Below are 17,010 nucleotides of genomic sequence, written 5' to 3'. Positions count from 1 at the left end.
CACGAGAGTCGACATGGGATTCAAGGTCGTTTTCCTCTGGACCGACGTGGCGCTGTGGGCGATGTTCGCGGCGCTGGTCCTCTACATCGTGCGGCTGGTCCGCCGCCCGCACCTGCGCGCCAACTGGCAGCGCGTGCTGCGTGATCCGGCGGCGCTGAGCGCGGGCGTGGTGCTGGTGCTGTTCCTCGGCGTCACCGCGCTGGACAGCCTGCACTTCCGCCGCGCGCTGGCCGACAGTCCCGCCGGCCAGCAGTTCTACGAGACCCGCACCGAGTCCGTGCTGGACCTGCTGCTGGCGCGCCAGATCGAGATGCGCGAGACCAGTTATTCGGCGCCGCTCGCGTACCAGGGCTTCACGCTGGACAGCGTGGCGCACGGCAGTGAGATCGTGCGCGAGTTCCCGCGCCTGGCCTTCGGCGGCGCGCATCTGCAGGATCCGCAGCGCGACTGGCATGGCGACCTGGCGCGACGCGCGCTGACGGGGCTGGCGCTGGGCGCCGTCGCGTCGGTGCTGATGGCGCTGCTGATGGGGGCGGTGCTCGCGCCGCATCACGGCGGCTTCCGTCAGGGATTGAAGGACCTGCTGGGCGATCGCACGCACTATCCGTGGCGCGCGGCGCTCGCGACCCTGTCGGTGATCGCGCTGCTGGCCGGCCCGGTGATCGCGCTGATGGGCCACTACCACGTGTTCGGCACCGACCAGACCGGCAACGACGTGCTCTACCAGGCGCTCAAGAGCATCCGCACCGCCTTCGTCATCGGCGCGCTGTCGACGCTGGCGACGCTGCCCTTCGCGCTGGTGCTGGGCATCCTGGCCGGCTACCTGAAGGGCTGGGGTCGATGAGGTCATCCAGTATTTCTACACGGTGCTGACCTCGGTGCCCAACGTGCTGCTGATCGCGGCCTGCGTGCTGATGGTGCAGGTCTTCCTGGACAAGCATCCCGAGGCCTTCGAGACCGGCGCCGAGCGCGCGGATCTGAAGATCTTCCTGCTGTGCGTGATCCTGGGCGTCACCGGCTGGGCGACGCTGTGCCGGCTGGTGCGCGGCGAGACGCTCAAGCTGCGCGAGGCCGACTTCGTCCAGGCCGCCACGGCCTTCGGCGTGCGTGACACGACGATCATGGTCCGTCACATCGTGCCCAACGTGATGCACCTGGTGCTGATCTCGCTGGTGCTGAATTTCTCCGACCTGATCCTCTACGAGGCGGTGTTGACCTACGTCGGCGTCGGTGTCGATCCGGGCATGAACAGCTTCGGCGGAATGATCAACCTGGCGCGCTCGGAAATGAGCCGCGACCCGGTCGTGTGGTGGAGCTTCGTGGCGGCCTTCGGCTTCATGGTGAGCCTGGTGCTGGCGGCCAACCTGTTCGCCGACGGCGTGCGCGACGCCTTCGATCCACGCGCGCGCAAGCTGCGGCCGCAGGTGCTGTCGCTGAAGAAGAACAGGACCGGCGAGCCCGTCGGTCCGGCCGGCAAGGCCGCCAAGGCTTCGTGAGGGACGCCGCGACATGTTGAAGATCGACGACCTCCACGTCCACCTGGACGCCGACGCCGGCCTGGTGCGCGCCATCGACGGCATGCGGCTGACGCTGGCGCAGGGCCGGACCTTCGCGCTGGTGGGTGAATCCGGCTGCGGAAAGAGCATGACGGCGCTCGCCCTGATGCGGCTGCTGCCCGACAACGGCCGCATCGCCGGCGGCCGGCTGGAACTCGACGGCCAGGACCTGTTCGACCTGAGCGAGGCGCGCATGCGCGACGTGCGCGGCGGGCGCATCGGCATGATCTTCCAGGAGCCCGGCACCAGCTTGAATCCGGTGATGAAGGTCGGCGCGCAGATCGTCGAGGCGATCGAGGCGCACACGCCGCTGCGCGGCGAGGCGGCCCGGAAGAAGGCCATCGACTGGCTGCGCCGCGTCGGCATCCCCGAGCCCGAGCGCCGCATCGACGAGTACCCGTTCCGGCTCTCGGGGGGGCAGAAGCAGCGGATCATGATCGCGATGACGCTGGCGGCGGAGCCCGACTTCCTGATCGCCGACGAGCCGACCACCGCGCTCGACGTCACCATCCAGGCGCAGATCCTGGACCTGCTCAAGGACCTGCAGCGCGAGCGGGGCCTGGGCCTGTTGCTGATCACGCACGACCTGGGCGTGGTGTCCGGCATGGCGCATCAGGTGGCCCTGATGTACGCGGGGCAGATCGTCGAGGTGGCGCCGGCGGCCGAGTTCTTCGCCGCGCCGAAGCATCCGTATGCGCGGCTGTTGCTGCAGGCACTGCCGGACGCGCAGCGCCGCGGGGAGCCGCTGGCCGCGATTCCGGGCACCGTGCCGCCGCTCTGGCAGACCTTCGAAGGTTGCCGCTTCGCGCCGCGCTGCGACCGGGCGATGGTCCATTGCGGATCGACACCGCCGGTGCTGGCCTCGGTCGCGGGCGGGGCCGCGGCGCATGAAGTCCGGTGCCTGCTCTACACGGATCGCAGGGAGCCGGTGGCAGTGTCCGAGGGCGCCGGCGGCGCCGGTGCCCCTCTGCGCTCAATCGCCTCCTCACGCTCGGCATTCGCTCCGAGGGGCACCGGCGCCGCCGGCTCCGAGCAGTCGCCGGCGATGCTGCTCGAGGTCAAGGATCTGCACGTCCGGTATCCGATGTCGCGCGGGTTCTTCGGCGGCGCGAAGCGCTGGTTCGACGCGGTGGGCGGCGTCTCGTTCTCGATCGAGGCGGGCCGCACGCTGGCGCTGGTCGGGGAATCGGGCTGCGGCAAGACAACGTCCGGCAAGGCCATCGTCCAGTTGCTGCGCCGCGTCGCGGTCATCGAGGGTCAGGCCTTGCTGCATCCGCCCGCCGCCGCGACCGCCGGTCCGGCTGGGCAGGGCGGGGCGCCGACGGATCTCTTCCATCTCGACGGCGTGGCCCTGCGGGAGGCCCGGCGTCAGGTGCAGATCATCTTCCAGGACCCGTTCGCATCATTGAACCCGCGGCTGCGGGTGCAGGAGGTGCTCGAGGAGGGCCTCCTGGCGCTGCGCCCCGAACTGGACGCGCCAGCACGCCAGGGGCTGCTGCACGATCTGCTCGACCAAGTGGGCCTGCGCCGCGACGCGCTGGCCCGTTTCCCGCACGAGTTCTCCGGCGGTCAGCGCCAACGCATCGCCATCGCCCGCGCGCTGGCCGTCGAGCCGCGCCTGATCGTCTGCGACGAGCCGACCTCGGCGCTGGATGTGTCGGTCCAGGCGCAGATCCTGAACCTGCTGCGCGAACTCCAGCGCAGCCGCGGCCTGTCCTACCTGTTCATCACCCACAACATCGGCGTCGTCGAATACATCGCCGACGAGGTGGCGGTGATGCAGGCGGGCCGCATTGTCGAGTCGGGCGCTTGCGACGCCGTGCTCGGCGCCCCGCGGGAGGCGTACACCCGCACGCTGCTCGCCGCCGTTCCCCGCGTCGAACGAGGGACGATCGCCTGATCCCTGATCCGACCGATCCTCCTCACCTCGGGGCCGCTCTTGCGGCCCTTTTTCATGGCGTCGGCCAGTCGCTGGGCGTTCGCACTGTTCTGGTGCTGAGGCAGCGTCGTGAACCCATGTTTCCGCGTACGGCGTGCGGTGGCCTTGAGGCGCTGGCATTCATTTGCACGCCGTCCGTGCGGCGGGGCGATTGGTGAGTGGGAAATTCGATGTCATGCGCACAAATGGTGCATTTCTTGGTCATTTGCAGCGGTCAATACCTCGTTTCGGGCGCTGAGCGCGCGTCGCGCCGCCGCAACGCGTGTCGCAATGCGCACTTTCGTGTTTACCCGCGTTTTCCTGCCAGAAACAGGCTAGTCACGACTTGCATAGGGAGATTACGGGGGATTCCTTTTCGCAGCCGACAAGAAACTGGCCCGGCCCTGACCCGGGAACACCGCTCGGAGGGCGCTGGCCGAAACCCCGGCCGCCCGTGTTCCCGGGAACAAGTCACAAGTGTTTCTGGATAAGGAGTCCTCATGTTCAAACGAAAGAGCATCAACGCCGCTGCGCTCCTCGCGCTGGGCGCCATTGCGCTGCCGGCAGTTGCCCAGCAACAGCTCGACCGCGTGGAAATCACCGGTACCTCGATCAAGCGGATTGATGCCGAGACGGCGCTGCCGGTGAGCGTCATCACCCGCGACACCATCGACAAGAGCGGCGCGTCCAACGTGCAGGAACTGGTCGATCGCCTGAGCTACAACAACGGCGGCGGCATTGCCCTGGGGCAGTCGATCGGCGACTCCTCGGCGACCGGCCAGACCGGCGCGTCGCTGCGCGGCCTGGGCCGTGCCCGTACCCTGGTGCTGCTGAACGGTCGTCGCCTGCCGACCTACCCGTTCTCGGGCCAGGGCGTCGACTTGAACTCCGTTCCGCTCGCGGCCGTGGAGCGCGTCGAAGTGCTGCGTGACGGTGCCTCGGCGACCTACGGTTCGGACGCCATCGGCGGCGTGATCAACTTCATCACCCGCAAGGACTGGCGCGGTGGCGAGCTGTCGATCGGCCTGGAAACGCCGCACAAGGTCGGCGACGTGTTCTCGCTGTCCGGCGGCCTGGGCGTGGGCGACCTGAACAAGGACAAGTTCAACATCCTGGGCACCTTCAACTACCAGAAGTACGACCCGATCCGCGCCATGGACCGCGGCTACGCGGCCACCGGCAATCGTCCGGACCTGGGCATCATCAAGGATTCCGGCAACACCTTCCCCGCCAACGCGGTGATCCCGAGCACCGGTCAGTATGTGCCGCTGGCGGCGAATTTCCCCAACTGCGCACCGCCTGACAGCTTCTCGTATCCGGCGCCACCAACTGCCGCTACGACTACACGCATTACATCGACCTGGTGCCCGAGCAGGATCGTTACGGCGCGCTGGTGAAGGCCACCTTCGCCCCGTCGCAGGACCACACCCTGTTCGCCGAGGCGGTCTACAGCCGCAACGAGATCGTGCTGGGCTCCTCGCAGACCCCGTCGACGACGACCGGCAAGCCGGCCTACCTGTACCCCGGCGGCGGCAAGTGGTACCCGACGGCAGCCGTCGACGCGGTGCTGCCCGGCTATCGTGGCCCGCTGCGGATCTCCTGGCGGATGGTCGACGGCGGCCAGCGTCGTGACAAGGTGACCAACGAAGTGCTGCGCGGCGTCGCTGGCGCGGAAGGCACCTTTGCCGGCTTCGACTACAAGGCCGCCTTTGTCTACGCCGAAGGCAAGGCGCGCGACGACTTCGTCAGCGGCATCTTCTCGGATGCCCGCCTGGTGCAGGCGCTGGCAACGGGCCTGATCAACCCGTTCGGTCCGAACGACGCGGCCGGCCTGGCCGCGCTCAGAGAGTGCCGAGCTGTCGGGCAACAACCGCAAGTCCAAGACGAGCAACGCCGGCGGTGACTTCACGCTGTCGCGCGAGCTGTTCAACGTCGGCGGCGGCAACATGGGCGTGGCCTTCGGCGGCGAGTTCCGCAAGGAAAAGTACACCGACGGCTATTCGGACATCGCCGGCTCGGGCGACATCGTGGGCGGCTCCGGCAATGCCGGCGCGGTCACGGGTCAGCGCGACGTCAGCGGCGTGTTCGCGGAAGCCAACTTCCCGGTGCTCAAGTCGCTCGAGCTGAACGCGGCGGTCCGCTACGACAAGTACAGCGGCACGAAGGGCAACTCGCGCGACGGTTCCTTCAGTTCGCCGAACCTGTCGGCCACGAGCCCGAAGTTCTCGGTCCGCTTCACCCCGATGGCCGGCCTGCTGTTCCGTGCCTCCGCCGGCAAGGGCTTCCGCGCCCCGGCGCTGGACAACCTGTACGCGCCGTCCGCCGGCACGAACACGGGCAGCAATTACACCGACCCGTTCTACGACTCGATCCGCGGTTGCCAGGCCTTCCCCAACACCGATCACTGCTCCACGCAGCTGACCGCGGTGAACAACAGCAACCCGGGCCTGAAGCCCGAGAAGTCCAAGACCTTCACCGCGGGCCTGGTCTTCGAGATGATCAAGGACACGAGCTTCGGCATCGACTACTTCGACATCAAGATCACCAACGGCATCCGCGCGCTGACCGGCGACGACATCCTGAAGGACTGGTTCAAGAACCAGACCGGCCCGACGACCAGTTCCTCGGTCTTCGCGAACCGACTCGTTCGTGATCCGGTCACCGGCTATCTGGACTACGTCAACGCCTCGCTGGAGAACGTCGGCCAGGCGCGCGTCAGCGGCTTCGACCTGAACGCCCGTACCCGTCTGCGCACCGAGTTCGGCAACTTCACGCCGGGCTGGGAAGGCACGATCCTGACGAAGAGCACGGAGACCAACATCATCTCCGGCGAGACCATCGACAACCTCGGCAAGTACGCCGTGGGCGGTCCGGTGGTGCGCTTCAAGCAGACCTTCACGCTGGACTGGGACCTGGGCAACTGGGGCATCGGCACCCGCTACTACCGCCAGAACGGTTACGAGGACTACGACGAGGTCAAGAAGGTCAAGGCCTACGGCCTGGCTGACCTGCAGGGCACGTACAAGGGCGTGAAGAACATGGTCTTCACGGTCGGCCTGCGCAACCTGTTCGACAAGAAGCCGCCGTCGACCGTCCAGGAAGACTACTTCCAGGTCGGCTTCGACCCGACGTACGCCGACGTCAAGGGCCGCACCTTCTATCTGCGCGGCACCTACCGCTTCTGATCCCGCGGGTATCCTGACCTGACTCCGCAGGCCCTTCGGGGCCTGCTTTCGTTAGGGCGGGCAAGAGAAGGCTTCCATGGACTATCTGAATCCCACGCTCGACTACGCCGCCCTCGGCCGCACGCTGCGCGCCGATGGGCGGGTGCAGATCCGCGACTTCTTCGCGCCCGAGGTGGCCGACGCGCTTGACCGGGCGCTGCAGGCGATCGACTGGGAACTCGTCTACCGCGACCTGAACGGGGACCGCCGCCTCACGGGCGAGCAGCTTCGCAGCCTGACGCCGCAGCAGCGCATGCAACTGACCGAAGGCATCCATTCGGTGGCGCGGGAGAGCTTCCAGTTCTCGTTCTTCTCGGACTCGCTGGTGCAGGCGGTCCACGCCGGACGCGAGGACCTGCTGGCGCGTTTCATGCGCTGGATGGCGGGAGACGAGTTCCTGTCGCGCATGCGGGATCTGAGCGGTGACCCTCAAATCAATGGCGTCTACGCACAGGCGACGATGTACTCGCGCGGTAACTTCCTGACCACCCACGACGATCATGTGGACCGCGAGGACCGTCGCATCGCCTACGTGATCAACCTCACCCGGCGGTGGCGTCCGGACTGGGGCGGGATGCTCCACTTCACGGCGGAGGACGGTTCGGTACTGGATACCTACTTCCCGCACTTCAACTCACTGTCGCTCTTCACAGTGCCTCGGCGACATTTTGTCTCCTATGTGCCGCCATTCGCCATGGCCGAACGCCAGGCGATCACCGGCTGGCTGATTGCCGCTCCGAAAGCGGCGTGAGGACGCCGGCTGGCACAAGGATTGCCTCGTACGCAGAGCAGTTCGTCTGGTAACGGCTTTGCGGGTTAGCCCTAGGACTCCAGGGAGGGGGCGAGGGGGCATACCAGTAGAATACCAGGGTCGATGCACTTGACCGTTGGACGGCGCACCCGCTGTAACCGCAGGTGATTCGTGCGATGGGCGATGCGCGCATGCTCGGGCAAACCCCATGGCTTGCGGCTTGTGCATGTCGTTTATGATCAAGGTCGTGAAAGGTGGTCGAATTCTGAGTTTTGCTACAGAATTTTGACTGATCCTCGAGACGCCCGCGGCCACAAGCTGACGGGCATTTTTGTTGAGTCGGGTTCGTATCGTGCCCTGGGTTTTCGAGTCTTCGTGTGTCCCTCCTGCCTTCGGCGGGGCGGCGGTCCGTGGCGCTTCGGCGATGTGGCACCGGTCGTCTCCGCCGCTCGCACAGCCGGCAAGACAGGCGCTGCTGACCCCAGGTTGCGGCGCGAACGCCCTGATCCGACCAGACGCTGTGTTGAGTCGAACTCCCCTTGTAGCTTCGATGAAAGAAATTCGCAGTTTGATGAAGGAGCGCGCATGAACTTTGCGCAGGATAAAGCTGGGTCATCGCGCGTGACTGGCATCGGCATCGTCATCGTCATCCACGCCCTGATCATCTGGGCGCTGGCGAGCGGTCTGGCGACCAAGATCAAGGAGGCCGTCAAGGGCCCGATCGACGTCAAGGTCGTCGAGGAAAAGGTCAAGCCGCCGCCGCCGCCCGACAAGGTCGTGCCGCCCCCGCCGGACATCAAGGCGCCCCCGCCGCCGTTCGTGCCCCCGCCCGAAGTGGTCGTGACGGCTCCGCCGCCGCCGACGCAGACGGTGGCCGTGCAGTCGACGACGCCGCCCCCCGGCGCAGGAATTCCGTCCGGCGCCGCCGCAACCGGCGCCCGCGCCGCCGGCTCCGCCGTCGGACCGCCCGCGCTCGGCGATCGGCAACTGCACCAAGATGGCCAAGCCCGAAATGCCGGCCCTCAACTGGAGCGGTACCGCCAGCTACAAGGCGACCTTCACCGTCAAGGGCGGCAAGGTGGCTGACGTGACCTTCACCGCCTTGCGCGGCGCCAACGACCGCAAGGCCGAACGCGCGCTCAAGAACGCCATCCAGGCGGCGCTGACGGAATACCAGTGCACGGACGCGATCCTCGAACAGGAATTCGTGTTCAACATGGAATGATCCGCGGGACTGTCCCACCCGCGATCGATCGAACACGGGGCGCCTGACGCGCCCCGACCTCTCAACCTGAGTTCAAGACTTTTCTCGTAGGAGCACCCTCCATGATCTCTCGTCTGTCTGCCTTGTTTGCGGCCGTCGCCTGCGCCGCGACCCTGGCCGTCTCCCCGCTGGCCGCCCAAGCGCAGGACCAGGCTGCCTCGGCCGCCGCCTCCGCCGCTGACACCGCCCCCGCTCCTGCCGACATCGCTCCTGCCGCCGTCTCCGAGCCGGCCGCCGCCAAGCCGGTCGACAACCCCTACAGCCTGGGCAACATCGTCGCCCACGGCAACGTGGTCGACCAGGCCGTGCTGGCCATCCTGGCCATCATGTCCATGGGCTCGTGGTACATCCTGTTCACGAAGCTGTGGGACACCTCCAAGATCTCGCGTGAAGCCAAGGACGTCCGCGCGTCGTTCTTCAAGAAGGCTTCCCTGCAGGAAGGCCTGAAGAGCCTGAGCGAATCCGGTGCGTTCCGCTTCATCGCCCAGACCGGCGTGGAAGCCTCGGAGCACCATGAAGGCGCCCTGACCGAGAACATCGACCACAACACGTGGGTCACGATGAACATCGACCGCGCCGTGAGCGAAGTCAACACCCGTCTGCAAGGCGGCCTGGGCTTCCTGGCGACCGTCGGCTCGACCAGCCCCTTCATCGGCCTGTTCGGCACGGTGTGGGCATCCTGCAGGCGCTGACGCAGATCGGCGTCGCCGGTCAGGCTTCGATCGACAAGGTGGCCGGCCCCGTGGGCGCCGCGCTGATCATGACCGCCATCGGTCTGGCCGTCGCCGTTCCGGCCGTGCTGGGCTACAACTGGCTGGTCAACCGCAACAAGACGGTGATGGGCCAGGTCCGGTGCCTTCGCTGCTGACCTGCACGGCGTCCTGATGGGCAGCCGCAAGGTCGCAGGCCGCTAATCCGCACCGCAGTTTCCGGAGACGCAATATGGGGATGAACGTAGGTTCGTCCGGTGGCGACGACGAAGTGGTCTCGACCATCAACACCACGCCCCTCGTGGACGTGATGCTGGTGCTCCTGATCATCTTCCTGATCACCGTGCCGGTGGTGACGCAGTCGGTGGGGGTGACCCTGCCGAAGGAGACGAACGTCGTCCGCGTCACGAAGCCGGAGAACATCGAAATCGCGGTGACCAAGGATGGCGACATCTACTGGGGCGTGCAGCCGGTTCCCGACGTGGAAACGCTGGTGGCGCGCCTGAAGAAGGTGGCGGTTCCGAATCCTCAGCCGGAAGTTCACATCCGCGGCGACGACAAGTCCCGCTATGAGAACGTGGGCAAGGTCATGGTGGCGTGCCAGCGTGCTGGCATCATGTCCATCAAGTTCGTCACCGAGCCGCCGGCTCGCGGTGGCTGAAGGAGCTCAAACATGGGTATGAACGTTGGAAGCTCCAGCGGCAGCGACGAGCCGGAAACCATGCTGGACGTCAACACGACGCCGCTGATCGACGTGATGCTGGTGCTGCTGGTGATGCTGATCATCACCATCCCGATCCAGCTGCACTCGGTCAACCTGGACATGCCGCCGCCGAACAACAATCCGCCGCCCAACGAGCCGGTCGTCCACGAAGTGGCAATCGACTTCGACGGCACGGTGTTCTGGGACGGCGCCGCCGTGCCGAACCACGCGGCGCTGGAGGCCAGGATATCCGAGATCGCCGCGATGCCGGACCAGCCGGAAGTGCACATCAAGCCGAACAAGCTGGCCGAGTACGGTTACGTGGCCAATGTGATGGCGTCGGCGCAGCGCCTGGGCGTCAAGAAAATGGCGATGGTCGGGAACGAACAGTTCCCTGAACTGAGCCGGATGACCGCCTGATCGGTGTCTGACCAGAACGCGCCTGCCCGAAAGGGCGGCGCGTTTTTCTTCTTTGGAGAGCAAGCGAATGAAACTCAAACTGCTGGCAACCGCCGCTGTCGGCGCCGCTGCGCTGGTGCTGGGCTCCACGCCCGAAGGCAGCCTGAGCGTCCTGTCCCAAGCCGCCGCGCAGGTGCGTCCGCAAGTCGGCGGCGCCTTGAAGGCCGCGTCCGATCTGCTGAAGGCGGGCAAGGCGCAGGAAGCGATGGCCAAGATCCGCGAAGCCGAGGCCGTGCCCGGCCGCAACGCGGACGAGAACGCGACGCTGGAAGGTCTGCGCCTGTCCGCCGCATCGCGCCTGGGCGATGCCGACGGCATGGTCAAGGCCTATGACGCGCTGAGCGCCGCCGGCAAGCTGCCGGCCGCCAACAAGCTGCCGACGATGGAAGCCATCGCCGGTACCTACCTGCGCGCGGGCAACGGCGCCAAGGCGCTGGAGTGGGTCAACAAGTACAACGCCGCCGGGCGGCAACAGCCCGGCGATGAAGCAGGTCCAGGCCGCGGCGCAGCTGCGTTCGGGCGACGTGACCACGATCCTCAAGGACACGCTGGCCGACATCTCCGCCGACGAGAAGGCGGGTCGCGTGCCGTCCCAGGACAAGCTGAACACGGCGCTGTGGGCGGCCAACAAGAAGGGCGACGGCGGCACGGAATCGGTGCTGATCCAGAAGCTGCTGAACTACTACCCGACCAAGCAGCTGTGGGCACAGTCGCTGGGCACGCTGCAGGCCAAGAAGGGCTTCGCGGCCGGTCGTTATCAGGTCGACGTGCTGCGTCTGCGTCTGGTCACCGAGAACATGACGGGTGCCAACGACTACATGGAGCTGGCCCAGCTCGCCGGTGCTGCTGGCTATCCGGAAGAAGGCAAGAAGGTGCTGGACAAGGGCTTCGCCGCCGGCGTCCTGAAGCCGACCGACGACAATGCTCGTCCGAAGCGTCTGGCCGATCTGCTGGACAAGCGCATCGCCGAAGCCAAGGCGGGTGCAGCCGAAGCCGAGAAGGCTGCCCGCGGCGCCCGGGAAGGCGACGAGCTGGTGAAGGTCGGCTTCGCTCAGGTGCAGCGCGGCCAGGCCGCCGCCGGCATCAAGCTGATGGAAGAAGGCATCGCCAAGGGCAACCTGAAGCGTCCGGATGACGCCAAGCTCTACCTGGGCCTGGCGCAGTTCCTGGGCGGCGACAAGGCCAAGGCGCAGGCCACCTGGCGCACCGTCAAGGGCACCGACGGCTCGGCCGATCTGGCCGGCCTGTGGTCGGTCTACGCGCGCAGCGCGAAGCACTGATCCCTGCACCTCGCGATCCGGTCCGCCGGGTCGCGATCGGCGCGATCCAGTGAGAAGGCCTCCCGGCTTGCGCCGGGAGGCCTTTTTCGTGGGCCGCTGATCCTTGGATCAGCGGCTCGTCGGCGTCGACACCAGGGTCACTTCGGCGCCATGCGGATCGCGCCGTCCAGGCGGATCACTTCGCCGTTGAGCATGTCGTTGGTGACGATCTGGTGGACCAGCTTGGCGTAGTCCTCCGGACGGCCCAGGCGCGACGGGAAGGGCACGCTGGCGGCCAGCGCGTCCTGCACCTCCTGCGGCATGCCGAACAGCATCGGCGTGCCGAAGATGCCGGGAGCGATCGTCATGTTGCGGATGCCGTTGCGCGCCAGGTCGCGCGCGATCGGCAGCGTCATGCCGACGACGCCGCCCTTGGAGGCCGCATAGGCCGCCTGACCCATCTGACCGTCGTAGGCGGCCACCGAGGCCGTCGAGATCAGCACGCCGCGCTCGCCGGTGGCTTCCGGTTCGTTCTTGCTCATCGCCTCGGCGGCGAGGCGGATCATGTTGAAGCTGCCGACCAGGTTGACCGTGATCACCTTCGAGAAGGTCGCCAGCGCATGCGCGCCGTCCTTGCCGACGGTCTTGGCGGCCGGCGCGATGCCGGCGCAGTTCACCAGGCCCATGAGCTTGCCCAGCGAGACCGCCTTGGCGACGGCAGCCTGGGCATCGGCTTCCTGGCTGACGTCGCACTTCACGAAGGCGCCGTTCAGCTCCTTGGCGAGCGCCTCGCCGCGTTCGACCTGCAGGTCGGCGATGACGACCGTCGCGCCTTCGCGCGCCAGCATGCGGGCCGTGCCTTCGCCGAGGCCCGAGGCGCCGCCGGTGACGATGAAGACCTTGTTCGCGATGTCCATGGATGTCTCCTTCCGAGTTGTTGGTTGCCGTTGACGTAAACGTCAATTGTCGACGAAAAAATGGCGGCCACGCGGGCCGCCATGATCACGGGTCGGAGTGAGTTCAGCTCAGCGCGGCGAGGGCGCGGCCGGTGATCTCGTCGACCGTGCCGATGCCTTCGATGCGACGGTACTGCGGCGCCTGTGCGTCACCGCTGGCGGCCCAGCTGGAGTAATAGTCGACCAGCGGACGCGTCTGGGCCTGATAGACCTCCAGGCGCTTCTTGACGGTCTCTTCCTTGTCGTCGTCACGCAGGATCAGGTCCTCGCCGGTGACGTCGTCCTTGCCCTCGACCTTGGGCGGATTGAACTTGGTGTGGTACGTGCGGCCCGAGCCGACATGCACGCGCCGTCCGCTCATGCGCTCGATGATGGCGCTGTCAGGGACGTCGATCTCGAGCACGAAGTCCAGCTTCACGCCGGCGGCCTTCATCGCGTCGGCCTGCGGGATCGTGCGCGGGAAACCGTCGAACAGGAAACCCTTGGCGCAATCCGGCTGGGCGATGCGCTCCTTGACCAGGCCGATGATGATGTCGTCGCTGACCAGGCCACCGGCATCCATGACCTTCTTGGCCGCGACGCCGAGTTCGGAGCCGGCCTTGACGGCGGCACGCAGCATGTCCCCGGTGGAGATCTGCGGGATGCCGAACTTGTGGCAGATGAAAGAGGCCTGAGTGCCTTTGCCGGCGCCGGGGGCGCCCAGAAGAATCAGTCGCATGGGTCTCCTCGATATAGGGAGAGGGCGCGCCGCACGGGTCGACGCGCCCTCGAAAACTGCGGGCGAGAATAGCACGCGCTGGCCTACGGCCCGCTGACGCGGCAGGCGAATGAACTGCGGTGTAACCCTGTCGGGCCGGGCCGCGATTCAGCTTGTCATCAGCCTTCTGACGCGTTCGAGGTCCTCGGGCGTGTCCACGCCCGGCCCCGGCCGCTCGGCGCTGACATGCACCGCGATGCGCTCGCCGTGCCACAGCACGCGCAGCTGCTCCAGCGCCTCGATCTGCTCCAGCGGCGACACCGCCAGCGTCGGGAAGCGGCGCAGGAAACCGGCGCGATAGGCATACAGCCCGACGTGTCGCAGCACGGCCTCGGGCTTCACGCGGGCGCCGCCGCCGGGCGCGTCGCGCCACCACGGGATCGGCGCGCGGGAGAAGTACAGCGCCAGGCCCTGGGCATCGGTGACCAGCTTGACGACGTTCGGGTTCGCGAACTCGGCGTCGTCGTCGATCGCGTGCGCGACCGTCGCCATCGCGCATTGCGGCTTCGCGGCGAGCAGGTCGGCGCAGGCACGGATCATTTCCGGCGCGATCAGCGGCTCGTCGCCCTGGACGTTTACGACCAGCGCGTCATCCGGCAGTCCGAGCAGCTCGACGGCCTCCGCCAAACGATCGCTGCCGCTGGCGTGGTCGGCGCGCGTCATCAGCGCGCGGACGCCGTGGGCCTCGCAGGCGGCCTTCACCTCGACGGCATCCGTCGCGACGACGACCTGCGCCGCGCCGGCCAGCGCCGCGCGCCGCGCCACCTGCACGATCATCGGCGCGCCGGCGATGTCGGCCAGCGGCTTGTTGGGCAGGCGTGTCGACGCCAGCCGGGCCGGGATGACGATGTGGAAGCCGGTGTTCACGCGGCGTCGCCTTCGGCGTCCGTGGAACGGGCCTCGTTGGCCAGCATGACCGGAATGCCGTCGCGGATCGGGAAGGCCAGGCGGTCGGCCGGGCACAGCAGTTCGCGGTCCGGCAGGCCGGTGCCCGGGGCATTGCGGCGGTCGTCCAGCGGGCCCTTGCAGACGGGGCACACCAGCATCTCAATCAGTCGATGGTCCATGGGGGAGCAGCCGCCGCAGCTCGCGCTGCAACGCCTCTTCAAAAGCGGGTTCGGGGCGGAAGTCAGCGCCACCACCCAGATGCGGCAGCCCTGCAGCGCCTCCGGACGCAACTTGACGGCGTCCTTCTCGGTGATGACGACCTCGTCGGTGCGGGCCCAGGGCAACGGGTCCAGCGAGGCGTGGTCGGGCAGCGCCAGCGCGCGGAAGTTCAGGCCCTGCTCGCCGAGCATGTCGAAGAAGCGTTGCGGCCTCGCCAGTCCGGCCGCGGCCAGCAGCGGCTTGCCGCGCAGCGCGTGCAGCCGCTCCAGGCGTCCCGGCTCGCCGCGCCACCAGTCGGCCAGCGCGACGGCCCCGGCCAGTTGGCGGGTGCCGACGTAGCCGGGCAGGGCGGTGCTCGGCCGACCGGTGCTGTAGAGCACCAGCGTGTCCGGCGAGGACCCCGGCGGCGGCGGCAGGGCCCGCGCCTGGCGCAGCGGCCCGGCCGGCAGCAGGCGGCCATTGCCCAGGCCGCGTTCGTCGAACACAAGCACGCTGAGCTGCCGCGGCAGCCGCCAATGCTGCAGGCCGTCGTCCGACACCAGCACCTGGATCCAGGGGCAGGCGTCGAGCAGCGCGCGCGCCGCCGCGATGCGGTCGCGGCCGACCGCGACCGGCACGCCCGCGCGCAGCTTGATCAGGAGGGGTTCATCGCCGACGTCTTCGGCGCGATCGCCGTCGGCGATCACGCGGACCTGCGCGTCATCCGCACGGCCGTAGCCGCGCGAAATGACCCCGGCGCGGATGTCCATGCGCCGGAGCGTGTCCAGCAGCGCGAGCGTCGTGGGCGTCTTGCCGGCGCCGCCGACCACCCAGTTGCCGACGACGATCACCGGCACGGGGAGCGTCTCGGCCTTCTTCAGGCCGAAGCGGTACAGCGCCACGCGCAGCCGCAGCACCGCGCCATGCAGCGCGGCCAAGGGCCGCAGCAGGTGGGCGAGGCGGTCGTCATCGCGCCAGGCGCGCTGCAGCCGGTCCTCGAGGGCCGGCCGGGTCATGTCCGGTCCCGGGCCATGGCCGCGCTCATTGCGGCAATCATTGAGGTTTGTTGGCCGCGAAGGTCAGTCGCGTGAGGTTGGCGCGGCGGGCCGCGTCCATCGCGTTGACCACCGCCTGGTGCGGCGTGGCCGCGTCGGCGGAGATGATCACCACCGGCTCCTGCTTGCCCTGCGCCGACTGCAGCAACGCGGCGGTCAGCAGGTCCACGCTGCGGCCCTCGACGGCGTTGCGGTCGATCGAATAGCGGCCGTCCGCCGAGATCGCCACGATGATCTCCGCCGGCCGCTCCTTGAGCTGCTGGGCGTCGGCGGTCGGCAGCGTCAGCTGAAGCTCGGTGAACTTCGAGTACGTCGTCGACAGCATCAGGAAGATCAGCACGACGAGCAGCACGTCGATGAACGGGATCAGGTTGATCTCCGGTTCCTCGCCCTGGCGACGGCGGAACTTCATGCCTTGGCCTTCCCCGAGGCGGGCGCGGCCACCGGCGGCGGAACCGTGGCCGGTCCGGCGTTCACGGCGTGGACGCCGGGCATCGCGCGGTTGACCAGGTGGGTGAGCAGACGCTCGCTGGCCTGCTCCATGTCGACGACGTAGGACTCGATGCGACCGCGGAAGTAGCGGTAGAACATCAGCGACGGGATCGCGACGACCAGGCCGAAGGCGGTGTTGTAGAGCGCGATCGAGATGCCGTGCGCCAGCAGCGCCGGGTTGTTGCCGCCGGGGCCCGGGCTCTGGCTGCCGAAGATCTCGATCATGCCGACCACGGTGCCCAGCAGGCCGAGCAACGGCGCGGCCGCGGCGATGGTGCCCAGCGTGTTGAGGTAGCGCTCCATCTGGTGGATCGCATGGCGGCCGGCCAGTTCGAAGGACTGGCGCAGGCGGGTCTCGCCGGCGCGCGGATCGGCCTGCGAGGTGCGCAGCCCGGCGGCCAGGACCTGACCCAGCAGCGAGTTCTCGGCCAGTTTGCCGACGACTTCACCGCTCGGGATCTGCAGCTGGGTCACGCCCAGCACTTCCTCGATCAGGCTGGGCGGCGCGACGCGCGCGGCACGCAGGCTGACGACGCGCTCGATGATCAGCGCCAGGGCCACGACGGAACACAGCAGCAAGGGCCAGATCGGCCAGCCGGCGGCTTGTATGATCGAAAACAAGGCTTTCCCTCCGTACGGGCATCTCCGGCCCGGCGGCGCATTATGGCGCCCCGCAACGCTGGCGCCGACCACTCCGGACCCTCATCACAAGCCCTTACAAACATCCACCGTTCCTGTGGATAACTTTGTGGGCAACTGGTCTCGGAACCGCGCCAGGCCCCGTCGCCAAACGGCAAGGATTAGGCTGCTCCAAAAAAAG

16 protein-coding genes and 2 pseudogenes are annotated in these 17,010 nt (G+C 67.8%); 12 read left to right on the top strand and 6 right to left on the bottom strand.

The window, feature by feature from the left end:
- Nucleotides 1-13 precede the first annotated feature (13 nt).
- From ACFJIX_RS29680 to ACFJIX_RS29625, 12 genes and pseudogenes are all read left to right on the top strand, one after another.
- A pseudogene (locus ACFJIX_RS29680) lies at nt 14-1,496 on the top strand (ABC transporter permease).
- A 13-nt stretch (nt 1,497-1,509) separates the two neighbouring features.
- The gene (locus ACFJIX_RS29675; RefSeq protein WP_377156481.1) at nt 1,510-3,456 is read left to right on the top strand and encodes a dipeptide ABC transporter ATP-binding protein; all 1,947 of its coding nucleotides are present in this window, start codon (nt 1,510-1,512) and stop codon (nt 3,454-3,456) included.
- Between the two features lie 518 nt (nt 3,457-3,974).
- Nucleotides 3,975-4,871: a TonB-dependent receptor plug domain-containing protein gene (locus ACFJIX_RS29670; protein WP_377156479.1), complete on the top strand. Its 897-nt coding sequence runs from the start codon at nt 3,975-3,977 to the stop codon at nt 4,869-4,871.
- A complete protein-coding gene (locus ACFJIX_RS29665) occupies nt 4,838-5,377 on the top strand; it encodes a hypothetical protein (protein ID WP_377156477.1) in 540 nt (179 codons plus the stop codon). Before ACFJIX_RS29670 ends, ACFJIX_RS29665 begins: the two co-directional genes overlap by 34 nt.
- Complete coding sequence (locus tag ACFJIX_RS29660) at nt 5,331-6,659, top strand: TonB-dependent receptor domain-containing protein (RefSeq protein WP_377162047.1); 1,329 nt, start codon at nt 5,331-5,333, stop codon at nt 6,657-6,659. The genes ACFJIX_RS29665 and ACFJIX_RS29660 overlap by 47 nt, the downstream gene beginning before the upstream one ends.
- A 76-nt stretch (nt 6,660-6,735) precedes the next feature.
- Nucleotides 6,736-7,449: a 2OG-Fe(II) oxygenase gene (locus tag ACFJIX_RS29655; RefSeq protein WP_377156475.1), complete on the top strand. Its 714-nt coding sequence runs from the start codon at nt 6,736-6,738 to the stop codon at nt 7,447-7,449.
- 585 nt (nt 7,450-8,034) lie between these two features.
- Nucleotides 8,035-8,535, top strand: coding sequence for a hypothetical protein (locus ACFJIX_RS29650; protein WP_377156473.1), 501 nt, complete (start codon nt 8,035-8,037; stop codon nt 8,533-8,535).
- Nucleotide 8,536: 1 nt separating this feature from the next.
- Nucleotides 8,537-8,674 carry a hypothetical protein gene (locus ACFJIX_RS29645; RefSeq protein WP_377156471.1) on the top strand — a complete coding sequence of 46 codons (138 nt, stop codon included), beginning with the start codon at nt 8,537-8,539 and terminating at the stop codon, nt 8,672-8,674.
- A 101-nt stretch (nt 8,675-8,775) separates the two neighbouring features.
- A pseudogene (locus ACFJIX_RS29640) lies at nt 8,776-9,581 on the top strand (MotA/TolQ/ExbB proton channel family protein).
- 74 nt (nt 9,582-9,655) lie between these two features.
- Nucleotides 9,656-10,084, top strand: coding sequence for an ExbD/TolR family protein (locus ACFJIX_RS29635; RefSeq protein WP_377156469.1), 429 nt, complete (start codon nt 9,656-9,658; stop codon nt 10,082-10,084).
- Between the two features lie 12 nt (nt 10,085-10,096).
- Nucleotides 10,097-10,546: an ExbD/TolR family protein gene (locus ACFJIX_RS29630; RefSeq protein ID WP_377156467.1), complete on the top strand. Its 450-nt coding sequence runs from the start codon at nt 10,097-10,099 to the stop codon at nt 10,544-10,546.
- A 521-nt stretch (nt 10,547-11,067) separates the two neighbouring features.
- Complete coding sequence (locus ACFJIX_RS29625; RefSeq protein WP_377156465.1) at nt 11,068-11,865, top strand: hypothetical protein; 798 nt, start codon at nt 11,068-11,070, stop codon at nt 11,863-11,865.
- A gap of 137 nt (nt 11,866-12,002) precedes the next feature.
- Here ACFJIX_RS29625 and ACFJIX_RS29620 read toward each other — a convergent pair whose 3' ends face one another.
- The 6 genes from ACFJIX_RS29620 to ACFJIX_RS29595 form a co-directional block, all read right to left on the bottom strand.
- Nucleotides 12,003-12,761 carry a 3-hydroxyacyl-CoA dehydrogenase gene (locus ACFJIX_RS29620; RefSeq protein WP_088405199.1) on the bottom strand — a complete coding sequence of 253 codons (759 nt, stop codon included), beginning with the start codon at nt 12,759-12,761 and terminating at the stop codon, nt 12,003-12,005.
- A 103-nt stretch (nt 12,762-12,864) separates the two neighbouring features.
- Nucleotides 12,865-13,518, bottom strand: coding sequence for an adenylate kinase (adk, locus tag ACFJIX_RS29615; RefSeq protein ID WP_377156464.1), 654 nt, complete (start codon nt 13,516-13,518; stop codon nt 12,865-12,867).
- A 147-nt stretch (nt 13,519-13,665) separates the two neighbouring features.
- Entirely contained in the window at nt 13,666-14,424 is a 759-nt protein-coding gene (gene kdsB / locus ACFJIX_RS29610) for a 3-deoxy-manno-octulosonate cytidylyltransferase (protein WP_377156462.1), read from the bottom strand.
- Nucleotides 14,421-15,659, bottom strand: coding sequence for a tetraacyldisaccharide 4'-kinase (gene lpxK, locus ACFJIX_RS29605; RefSeq protein WP_377156460.1), 1,239 nt, complete (start codon nt 15,657-15,659; stop codon nt 14,421-14,423). The genes kdsB and lpxK overlap by 4 nt, the downstream gene beginning before the upstream one ends.
- Nucleotides 15,660-15,696: 37 nt before the next feature.
- Entirely contained in the window at nt 15,697-16,110 is a 414-nt protein-coding gene (locus tag ACFJIX_RS29600; RefSeq protein ID WP_297530697.1) for a biopolymer transporter ExbD, read from the bottom strand.
- Complete coding sequence (locus ACFJIX_RS29595; RefSeq protein ID WP_377156458.1) at nt 16,107-16,811, bottom strand: MotA/TolQ/ExbB proton channel family protein; 705 nt, start codon at nt 16,809-16,811, stop codon at nt 16,107-16,109. Before ACFJIX_RS29595 ends, ACFJIX_RS29600 begins: the two co-directional genes overlap by 4 nt.
- Nucleotides 16,812-17,010 lie beyond the last annotated feature (199 nt).

Source organism: Roseateles sp. UC29_93, assembly GCF_042695725.1.
GTDB classification, from domain to species: domain Bacteria; phylum Pseudomonadota; class Gammaproteobacteria; order Burkholderiales; family Burkholderiaceae_C; genus Roseateles; species Roseateles noduli_A.
This window is presented reverse-complemented; position numbering and strand designations above follow the sequence as displayed.